The 10561-nt window shown below is 41.7% G+C and carries 10 protein-coding genes and 1 tRNA gene; 10 read left to right on the top strand and 1 reads right to left on the bottom strand.

Translation table 11 applies throughout. The features are described from left to right. Positions 1-115 precede the first annotated feature (115 nt). The 10 genes from trmJ to CWB77_RS17395 all read left to right on the top strand — a co-directional run bounded on the left by trmJ (position 116) and on the right by CWB77_RS17395 (position 10019). Positions 116-841 carry a tRNA (cytosine(32)/uridine(32)-2'-O)-methyltransferase TrmJ gene (gene trmJ, locus CWB77_RS17440; protein WP_138623803.1) on the top strand — a complete coding sequence of 242 codons (726 nt, stop codon included), beginning with the start codon at positions 116-118 and terminating at the stop codon, positions 839-841. Between the two features lie 202 nt (positions 842-1043). Continuing rightward, positions 1044-1535, top strand: coding sequence for a Fe-S cluster assembly transcriptional regulator IscR (gene iscR / locus CWB77_RS17435; protein WP_138623801.1), 492 nt, complete (start codon positions 1044-1046; stop codon positions 1533-1535). Between the two features lie 24 nt (positions 1536-1559). Next, positions 1560-2777: an IscS subfamily cysteine desulfurase gene (locus CWB77_RS17430; RefSeq protein WP_008113922.1), complete on the top strand. Its 1218-nt coding sequence runs from the start codon at positions 1560-1562 to the stop codon at positions 2775-2777. 40 nt (positions 2778-2817) lie between these two features. Continuing rightward, entirely contained in the window at positions 2818-3201 is a 384-nt protein-coding gene (iscU, locus tag CWB77_RS17425; protein ID WP_054202356.1) for a Fe-S cluster assembly scaffold IscU, read from the top strand. A 9-nt stretch (positions 3202-3210) separates the two neighbouring features. Further along, complete coding sequence (gene iscA / locus CWB77_RS17420; RefSeq protein ID WP_008113924.1) at positions 3211-3534, top strand: iron-sulfur cluster assembly protein IscA; 324 nt, start codon at positions 3211-3213, stop codon at positions 3532-3534. An 86-nt stretch (positions 3535-3620) separates the two neighbouring features. Then, positions 3621-4148 (top strand): co-chaperone HscB, encoded by a 528-nt coding sequence (gene hscB, locus CWB77_RS17415; RefSeq protein ID WP_138623799.1) that lies wholly within the window; start codon positions 3621-3623, stop codon positions 4146-4148. 42 nt (positions 4149-4190) lie between these two features. After that, complete coding sequence (hscA, locus tag CWB77_RS17410) at positions 4191-6053, top strand: Fe-S protein assembly chaperone HscA (protein ID WP_055013455.1); 1863 nt, start codon at positions 4191-4193, stop codon at positions 6051-6053. An 11-nt stretch (positions 6054-6064) separates the two neighbouring features. Continuing rightward, positions 6065-6403: an ISC system 2Fe-2S type ferredoxin gene (gene fdx, locus CWB77_RS17405; RefSeq protein WP_008113929.1), complete on the top strand. Its 339-nt coding sequence runs from the start codon at positions 6065-6067 to the stop codon at positions 6401-6403. A 173-nt stretch (positions 6404-6576) separates the two neighbouring features. After that, on the top strand, positions 6577-8004 hold the full coding sequence (locus CWB77_RS17400) for an NAD-dependent succinate-semialdehyde dehydrogenase (protein WP_138623797.1): 1428 nt from the start codon (positions 6577-6579) through the stop codon (positions 8002-8004). Between the two features lie 473 nt (positions 8005-8477). Continuing rightward, positions 8478-10019, top strand: coding sequence for a methyl-accepting chemotaxis protein (locus CWB77_RS17395; RefSeq protein WP_138623795.1), 1542 nt, complete (start codon positions 8478-8480; stop codon positions 10017-10019). 331 nt (positions 10020-10350) lie between these two features. On the opposite strand, the gene CWB77_RS17390 is transcribed toward CWB77_RS17395, so the two are convergent. After that, positions 10351-10426 (bottom strand) — tRNA-His (locus CWB77_RS17390). Positions 10427-10561: the final 135 nt, after the last annotated feature.

Below are 10561 nucleotides of genomic sequence, written 5' to 3'. Positions count from 1 at the left end.
CCGAACCCCGAACCCCGAACTGATCTTTAAGATCTCGACTATTGAATATAGGATCTCAGCGCGTTTTCATGCTAGAATTTGCGCAATTTTTTTGTACTCGATAAGTAGCACTGTAATGATCTTAGATGATATTCGCATCGTTTTAGTAAACACATCACATTCTGGCAATATTGGTTCTGCGGCACGTGCCATGAAAACCATGGGATTATCAAAGTTATACCTTGTAGATCCTGCCTGTGAAATAGATAGCCATGCCAGCGCACTGGCTGCAGGTGCTACAGATGTACTTGGTAATGCTGTTGTTGTTGATACGGTTGCCGATGCCATTGCTGATTGTGCATTAACTATCGGTACTAGTGCTCGCTCGCGTACATTATCGTGGCCTATGGTTGAGCCGCGTGAATGTGGTGAAAAGCTTGTTGGCGAAGCTGTAAATGGCCCTGTAGCACTTGTATTTGGTCGTGAAAACAGTGGCTTAACAAACGAAGAATTACAACTGTGTAATTACCATGTATGTATTCCTGCTAACCCAGAATACAGCTCGCTAAATTTAGCGATGGCAGTACAAACCTTATGTTATGAAACGCGTATGGCATTTTTAAATCAACAGCCTAAAGCGGAACAAGAAGAAGACGACACCCTATATCCATCGTCTAAACAAACAGAGCTGTTTTACGAACACCTTGAAGACACCTTGTTTAAAACAGGCTTCATCATTAAGCAGCACCCAGGCATGGTAATGACTAAGCTACGTCGCTTGTTTAATCGTGCTCGCCCTGAAGATGCTGAAATGAACATATTACGAGGTATTCTTACCTCAATTAATAAGTCTATAAAATAGCAATTAGTTATAAATAGCGCCCTTTATTACTCCACTAATACTTGACTAAATTACTCAGGTAATTACAATAGACCCAATACTTGACCAAAACAGTCGGGTATTACAAGTTTATCGGTTGCCGTTTGAGGCTAGCCAATCAGGATAATACTTGACTAATCTACTCTGGTAATTAAAATTTGCACTCTTTTGTGCGGGGGGCGTTATGAAGTTAACATCAAAAGGCAGATATGCCGTTACAGCCATGCTGGATGTTGCACTACATGCAAATATAGGCCCTGTAGCGCTTGCAGATATTTCGCAGCGCCAAGAAATTTCTTTGTCTTATCTTGAGCAGTTATTTGCCCGTTTACGTAAAAATGGGCTAGTGAGTTCTGTTCGAGGTCCTGGTGGGGGCTATTTACTAGGACGTGAGGCCGATGTAATTTCAGTTGGCGATGTTATCAATGCGGTAGATGAATCTGTTGACGCTACACGGTGTCAGCGAAGCAATACTGGTTGTCAAAGTGGCATGCGTTGTTTAACCCATACATTGTGGTCAGACTTAAGCGCACGAATTGAAGAATTTTTAAATAATATTACCTTAGCTGAACTGGTTGAAAAGTCGGACGTTAAAGCGGTCGCTCTTCGCCAAGAAAACAGCGTTAATGATGCAATTAAGCAGTTGGAAAATATGCAAGTAAGCTGTCAACTTTAAGGTTGACCTGCAGCGGAGAGAGAAATGAAGTTACCGATTTATTTAGATTACGCAGCAACTACGCCCGTTGACGAACGAGTTGCCAAAGAAATGATGCAGTGCCTGACTATGGACGGTAATTTTGGTAATCCAGCATCGCGTTCACACCGTTTTGGTTGGCAAGCTGAAGAAGTCGTTGACCAAGCACGTACTGACATTGCCGATTTAATTAATGCAGACCCACGTGAAATTGTATTCACATCGGGTGCAACAGAATCAAATAACCTTGCTATTAAAGGTGCAGCTCAGTTTTACAAGAAAAAAGGTAAGCATGTTATTACCGCTAAAACTGAACACAAAGCAGTTATCGACACATGTCGTGAGCTTGAGCGTCAAGGGTTTGAAGTAACTTATATGGACGTTGAAGAAAACGGCCTACTTGATCTGCAAAAATTAGCAGATACGATGCGTGACGACACTGTGCTTGTAAGTATTATGCATGTAAATAACGAGCTAGGTGTAATCCAAGACATCAACACTATTGGTGAAATGTGTCGCGAACGTAAAATTATGTTCCACGTAGATGCAGCACAAAGCGCAGGTAAAGTTTTAATCGATGTGCAACAAACCAAAGTAGATTTCATGTCATTCTCGGCGCACAAAGTATACGGCCCTAAAGGCGTAGGTGCTTTGTATGTTCGCCGTAAACCACGTGCCCGTTTAGAAGCACAAATGCACGGTGGCGGCCATGAACGTGGTATGCGTTCTGGTACATTAGCAACCCATCAGTTAGTAGGTATGGGCGCAGCATTTAGAATTGCAAAACAAGATTTTGAAAAAGATCACGCACACATCAGTGCGTTACGTAAACGCCTAATCGACGGCATTTTAACAGATATGGACGAAGTGTACTTTAACGGCACACAAGACCAATCAGTACCTGGTATTGTTAATATCAGCTTTAACTTTGTTGAAGGTGAGTCGTTACTAATGGCCGTTAAAGATATTGCGGTATCGTCAGGTTCAGCCTGTACATCTGCAAGTTTAGAACCTTCTTACGTATTACGTGCATTAGGCCGCAACGACGAATTAGCACATAGTTCAATTCGTTTTAGTATTGGCCGTTTTACCACAGAAGAAGAGATTGATTACACCGTTGAGCTAATGAAAAACTCGATTGGCCGTTTACGTGAAATGTCTCCTCTTTGGGAAATGCACCAAGAAGGTGTTGATTTAGATTCAGTTGAATGGGCGCACCACTAATTAGTGGAGCCCATACCTAGCAGGTAGTGAGGATAGAATTATGGCTTACAGTGATAAAGTAATCGACCACGTAGAAAACCCACGTAACGTAGGTGCTCTAGATAAAAACGATCCGTCAGTGGCAACGGGTATGGTAGGCGCACCAGCATGTGGTGACGTAATGAAGCTGCAAATTAAAGTTTCTGCAGAAGGCGTGATTGAAGATGCAAAATTCAAAACGTACGGCTGTGGTAGTGCAATTGCTTCATCTTCACTGGTAACAGAGTGGGTTAAAGGCAAAACATTAGACGAAGCGTCTACTATCAAAAATACTGATATCAGCGCAGAGCTAGAATTACCACCAGTGAAAATTCACTGTTCAATTTTAGCCGAAGATGCAATTCAAGCAGCAATTGCAGATTACAAAAGCAAACATACAAACTAAGAGATATTCATGGCAGTGACATTGACAGATGCGGCAGCAAACCGCGTACAATCATTTTTAGCAAACCGTGGTAAAGGCATAGGCCTGCGAGTTGGCATTAAAACGACGGGCTGTTCAGGTCTTGCTTATGTATTAGAGTTTGTTGATGAGCTAAACGATGACGATGAAACATTTGCGGCTAAAGGCGTTACCTTAATTGTCGACGCTAAAAGCTTAGTTTATATCGACGGCACTGAGCTCGACTACACAAAAGAAGGCTTAAATGAAGGGTTTAAATTTAACAACCCTAATCAAGCTGATGAGTGTGGTTGTGGCGAAAGCTTTACCGTTTAAGCTCAAACTTGTTTTGAATACCTAAGCTACTTGGGTATAACTAAGCCCTGCCAATTAATGTAGGGCTTTGTCATTTGTGAGAAGTTATGCGTTATTTTGAGTTATTTGCAATTCCCGTTGACTACAATATTGATTTAGCAACGATTAACAAGCACTACTTAGAACTTCAACGTGCTGTTCACCCTGATCGCCATGCTAACGCTAGCAGTCGTGATAAATTAATGGCCGTACAAAGTACTGCCGAAATTAATGATGCACTGCAAACACTTAAGCATCCCGTTAAACGTGCAGAATATATGCTGAGCGAGCTGGGCGTTGATATTCGTGCTGAGCAGCAAACATTGCAAGATCCTATGTTTTTAATGCAGCAAATGGAGCTTCGCGAAGAGCTTGAAGAGTTAGCGACCGCAAGCGATCCTGATTCTGCTATTGCCCATTTTGAAAAACAAATCAAACAGCTTGATCAGCAATACAGTGCGCAATTGGCAGAGCAGTTAGCAAGTAACGATGAGCAGCAATATCAACAAGCAGCAGACAGTATCCGTAAGCTAAAGTTTGTTTATAAGTTACGCGACGAACTTGAACGCATTGAAGACAGTTTATTTGACGATTAATTCACTTGCTGCAAAGCGAGCAACACGAGTTTAAAGAGCATTATGGCATTATTGCAAATTGCTGAGCCGGGGCAGAGCGCGGCACCACATGAACATAAATTAGCAATTGGAATTGACTTAGGTACCACGAATTCATTAGTAGCAACCGTACAAAGCGGCGAAGCTCGTACTATTACAGATGAGTCAGGCGAAGCAATGTTGCCGTCTGTAGTGCGTTACCAAGCTGGTGGCATAACCGTGGGTGCAGACGCGATGCAAGCAGCTACACTCGATCCGGTTAATACACTTATTTCAGTTAAGCGCTTTTTAGGTAAAACCCAAGCCGAAATAGAACAAAGCTATGGCCAACTGCCTTATCAATTTTGCGATGATAACGGCGCACTTGCGATAGCAACTGAAGCCGGGGAAATCAGCCCAGTAAAAGCATCAAGCCATATTTTAGGTGCCCTAAAAGCACGTGCAGAACAAAGCTTTGGTAATCAAGATATTTTAGGCGCAGTTATTACCGTACCAGCCTATTTTGATGATGCACAACGCCAAAGCACTAAAGATGCGGCTGAACTTGCCGGCATTAATGTACTGCGTTTATTAAACGAGCCAACCGCGGCTGCCGTTGCTTATGGTTTAGACTCAGGCCAGGAAGGCATAATTGCTGTTTATGACTTAGGTGGCGGAACATTTGATATTTCTATACTGCGTTTAAATAAAGGCGTGTTTGAAGTATTGGCCACTGGTGGCGATTCAAGCCTAGGCGGCGACGACTTTGACTCATTATTAGTTGATTACTTAAAACAAGAAACTGGCGTGACGGGCTTATCTCCTTCGGTATTACGTTTATTCATTAACAAAGCCAAAGCCTGTAAAGAAGCACTCAGCCAATACGAAAAAGTGAATGTTGGCCTTGAGTTTGACGATGAAAAATACATGGTTGAAGTAACGCGAGAGAAGTTTAACGAGCTGGCTATGCCACTGGTTAAAAAAACGCTCCGCTCATGTCGTCGTGCAGTAAAAGATGCCGGTATTGAAAACCAAGAAGTATTACAAGTGGTGATGGTTGGCGGTTCAACCCGCATGCCGTTGGTACGTACTCAAGTTGGCGAGTTTTTTGATAAACAACCACTCACTTCAATTGACCCTGATCGTGTTGTTGCTCTGGGTGCCGCATTACAAGCAGACGTATTAATTGGTAACAAGCCAGATTCAGACATGTTACTGCTGGATGTGTTACCGTTGTCGCTAGGCCTTGAGACTATGGGTGGCTTGGTTGAAAAAATCATTCCACGCAATACCACTATCCCAGTTGCACGTGCGCAAGAATTTACTACGTTTAAAGATGGTCAAACGGCTATGTCGTTGCATGTATTACAAGGTGAGCGTGAACTGGTTGACGATTGTCGATCGCTGGCAAAGTTCAGCTTAAAAGGCATTCCACCTATGGCGGCGGGAGCGGCGCATATTCGCGTTACCTTTAAAGTAGACGCTGATGGTTTACTAAGCGTATCAGCCATGGAAAAATCAACCGGCGTTCAAGCAGAAATACAAGTAAAACCGTCGTTTGGTTTGTCTGACGACCAAGTTGCTAATATGCTTAAAGAGTCGATGAGTAACGCTAAAGGCGACATGCAAGCGCGTATGCTTAAAGAGCAACAAGTTGAAGCGCTTCGTGTAATAGAAGCAATGGAAGCCTCTTTAGCAGCTGATGGCGATTTACTTGAGCCTGAGCAACTAGCGGCGCTAAAAGTGGAAATAAACGAACTTGCAAAAGTACGCGAGAGTGCACAAGAGCCAAGCGAAATTAAAGCAGCCATTGAAAAAATGGACAATGCGAGTAGTGATTTTGCCGCGCGTAGAATGGATGCATCAATTAAAAAAGCCTTAACAGGCCAGTCAGTAGACAATATATAAGAGAGATTAGAATGCCACAAATTGTTTTTCTTCCCCATCCGGAGTTGTGTCCTGACGGTGCTGCAATAGAAGCGCCCGCTGGCGAAACGGTACTTGATATCGCGCTTAAAAATGGCATTAGCATTCCTCATGCCTGTGAAAAGTCATGTGCATGTACAACTTGTCACTTAGTGATCCGTGAAGGTTTTGACTCATTAGATGAAAGTGACGACCTAGAAGACGACATGCTAGATAAAGCCTGGGGTTTAGAACCAGAGTCACGTTTAGGTTGCCAAGCAATTATTAGAGATGAAGACTTAGTGGTTGAAATACCTAAGTACAATCTCAATATCGTTAATGAAGAACACTAGTTTTTAATTAACGACTATTATATTAAAAGCCGCTGTTTAACACAGCGGCTTTTTTGTTTGTATAAGTAGCAGCGGGTTTATCTCGCGTCTTTTTAAAGGTTACGAGCGACGGGCTGCGAGGTGCGGGTAATTTATCGAAGCCCGAGGCCCAAAACCCATTTCGGAGGTGTATTTTGAGTGATCTTATTTTTTCAGACTCGTTTATAAACGGTGAATTTTATCAAACTAGCACACGCTTTAGCGTTGATGATCCCGCCACCGAACAAAGTATTGTTGATGTAAGCGACATTGACGAGCAAGGTGTAAATACAGCTATTGATGCGGCAAAAGGCGCGTTTGTAAAATTAAAAGCCACCAATGCAACCGAGCGAAGTGAAACTTTGATGCGTTGGTATGAGTTGGTGATTAAACATAAACAAACGTTAGCTACACTTATGACCAAAGAGCAGGGGAAACCACTTAAAGAATCTCTCGGTGAAATAGATTATGGCGCCGGCTTTATTAAGTGGTTTGCTGAGCAAGCTAAACGTAGCTATGGGGATGTGATCCCTGCAACCGATAACCAGCATCGCCTAACCAGCTATAAACAGCCTATTGGCGTGGTTGCCGGTATAACACCATGGAACTTTCCTGTGGCTATGGTAACTCGAAAAGTAGCCCCTGCTTATGCTGCTGGCTGTAGTTTCATTTTAAAACCTTCTGAACATACACCACTATGTGCTATTGCTTTAGCGTATTTAGCTGATCAGGCTGGCTTTGTAAAAGGTGCATTTAATGTGTTGGTATCACAAAACGCTAAAGACGTTGGTAAAATGTTGACTGACTCAGAGGTGGTACGTAAGTTCACCTTTACTGGCTCTACAGGTGTAGGTAAGCAGTTACTATCACAGTGTGCACAGACAATTAAAAAAACATCAATGGAATTAGGTGGCAATGCGCCGTTCATTATTTTTGATAATGCCGATATTGATGACGCTATTGATGGCTTAATGGCGGCTAAATTTAGAAATAGTGGCCAAGCGTGTGTGGCGGCAAATCGTATCTTCATCCAGCGCAGTATATTAAATGAAGTGCTTGAAAAAATTACACCTAAAGTCGCTGCGCTCAACGTTGCAAACGGTTTTGATGAAAATGCCGACATAGGCCCGCTTATTTATCCCAAAGCAAAAGAGAAAGTGCAACAACTGATTAAAGATGCTCTCGATAAAGGCGCTACGCTAATTGGTGATAACAGCAATTTAGGTGGCAGCTTTCAAAACCCATTAATAGTTACTAATGTCACTACACAAATGGATATTTATCACGAAGAAGTATTTGGCCCTGTATTAACGGTGATCCCATTTGATGAAGAAAGCGAAGTCCTTGCGCTTGCTAATGACGTCCCTTATGGGTTAGCTGCGTACTTTTATAGCCAAAACATTAAACAAATCTATCGTGTAAGCGAAGGGTTAGAGTTTGGCATGGTAGGTGTAAATGAGGGGGTTATATCAAACCCTGTAGCACCGTTCGGTGGGGTAAAACAATCAGGCCTTGGAAGAGAGGGTGGTCACCAAGGTTTAGATGAATACCTAGAAGATAAATACGTATGTATTAGAGTTTAACTCTATAAACTGTTCCGATGAGTTAACCGTTTAGCGTTTTAAGTTGCTTGAAATGGGTGTAAATGCTACCTTTTTAAAAAATGTTTAAGTAAACAAAAAGTAAAAAATTTCTATAAGTAGAAATACCCCCGTGTGTAAATGCCACCATTTTGGTGGCATTTTTTTTGCCCTTTTTTAAGAAGAGGTTTTTGGATACTTCCTCCTTGTAGGTCTAAACTATTCTTAGTTAGATGCTATTCTGCTTATATCCTTTTTAAATGTAGGATTTTATGAAAGAGTAATTCTTTTTAATTCGCGTGAACATTTGTAACTGTATGTTTTTAAATGTATATTTTTGGTGTGTAAATGAGTAGAATAAAGTTTCAGTAGTTTCAATACTATTAACATATAGTAAAAATGTATAATTGTGTTTTATACACTTATAAATTAACATTCCGCAAATTCATCCATTAAAAAATAATGAAGCACCCACTATGAGTAGAAGAAATCAAGCAACGGTAGACCAGGAAGTTTCGTTTGGCATTGACGAAGAGTTAGTTTCTACAACAGATTTACGAGGGGTTATCACCTATGCAAATGATAGCTTTTGTAAAGTTTCAGGGTATACCATTAATGAGTTAAAAGGGAAAAACCATAACATGGTTCGCCACCCAGACATGCCACCTGCGGCATTTGGTGATATGTGGTCTAATTTAAAAAGCGATACCGCATGGCGAGGAGCTGTAAAAAATAGATGTAAAAATGGGCGTTATTACTGGGTTGATGCATTTGTTACCCCTATTTACGAAAACGGTAAAAAAGTAGGTTATCAATCAGTCCGCCAACAACTCCTTCCAGAATATAAAAACCGCGCAGAAAAGCTTTACCAACGTTTAAACAACGGTCAATCAATTGTCCCTTTAAGTGAAAAATTAGCCGCATTTAAACTTCCTCTATTTATTGGCTGTGCAGCTTTAATTGCTTGGTTAGCAAGTTATATGTTCTGGTTATGTTTACTGTTTGTTCCTCTGCCTTTTGTTATTTTTTATGAAGAGTTAATTCGTTCGCAAAGCACAATCAAAAAAACCAAAGCAGGTCCAGATAGCGTATCTCGGCATATTTATTCTGGTAGCGACAGCCTCAGCTATAGTGATTTTCAGATTAAATTACTTGAGGGTAAAGTAACGACCATTGTTGGCCGTATTATTGATGGTACTTTAAGCCTGAGTAAAGGTGCTGACTCCCTCAAAACTTGTGCTGAAGCTGCGCAGGCCGGTGTTGAAAAAGAAGCGTCTGAATTACATCAAGTGTCGTCTGCCGTTGAGGAAATGGTGCATTCAATTGATGAAGTAGCAAAAAATACTTTAGTAACTAACCAACGAGTGCAACAAGCTCACCAAGACTGCGAAAGCGCAACGCAAGCGATGTCAGGCACCATGCGTGAAGTATCGTTACTCGCCAACGAGGTGGATAACTCGGCAAGTTCAGCGAGCGAGCTAGCAACAGAGGCTGAAAAAATTGGTGGCATAATGCAAGAGATACAAGGGATTGCCGATCAAACAAATTTACTTGCACTTAATGCGGCTATAGAAGCTGCGCGTGCCGGTGAGCATGGTAGAGGGTTCTCGGTTGTTGCTGATGAAGTGCGAGCACTCTCAAGTAGAACGCATACCGCTACAGAGCAAATTCAAGTTTCTATATCTGAAATGCAGTCTACGTTACTCAACTGGTCAAAAACAATGGAAGCTGGTAAGAATGCGGCAGAGAGCTGTGTTAAAGAAACCCGCAATAGCCAAGATATCGTCTCAAAAGTATATGCTGCAATTACTGATATTTCTGATTTAGCAACGCAAATATCAACCGCTGCGGAAGAACAAAGCATGGTATCGCAAGAAATTAGCCGTAATATTTCAAATATTAGTAGTGCGTCTTCAGAAAACTTAGCCCAAGCGCATAGTGTAGGTACAGAGTCTGATGCGATTGAAAAACACTCTAAAGCATTAGCGTCACTAGGTCTTTCTTTTAAAGTAGGTTAACAACTTAAGCAAGGGCAGCAAATACCCAAGTGTATGAGGCGCTGAGAATATAACATGTTCTCAGCGCGCTTAGAGCGTCAAATACGGGCAACGGGCTGTGTGGTGCGGGGAAAACCTGCTATTACTGGTATTATTTGTAATATTTATTTAGCAGTGACTTCATGTCGCATCAGGCTTTTATCAAAAGCACCAAATAACGATATAAATCAACGCTGGGGAAACCGGCGGCTACAGATAAGAGCGTATTTTTTTATTTTATGTTTGGCTTTATGAAAACTAGAGATAACTAAAAAATTAACTTTGGATATTACTGAGAGGACTTAGAAAATAGTGGGGCGATTGACGGGGCTCGAACCCGCGACAACCGGAATCACAATCCGGGGCTCTACCAACTGAGCTACAACCGCCACTACATACACCTTGTTTGGTGTGGCGCGCATAATACATAATATCCCCATGCTTGTGAAGCAAAAAATAAAAAAAATTAAACTTATTATAAGTATTCTATATTTAAGCTTATTGGTAACGGGTAACGGGTAACG

It is taken from the genome of Pseudoalteromonas sp. S1610, assembly GCF_005887465.1.
Taxonomy (GTDB): Bacteria; Pseudomonadota; Gammaproteobacteria; order Enterobacterales; family Alteromonadaceae; genus Pseudoalteromonas; species Pseudoalteromonas undina.
Note: the sequence above shows the minus strand (reverse complement) of the source record. Positions and strands in the feature narration are given on the sequence as shown.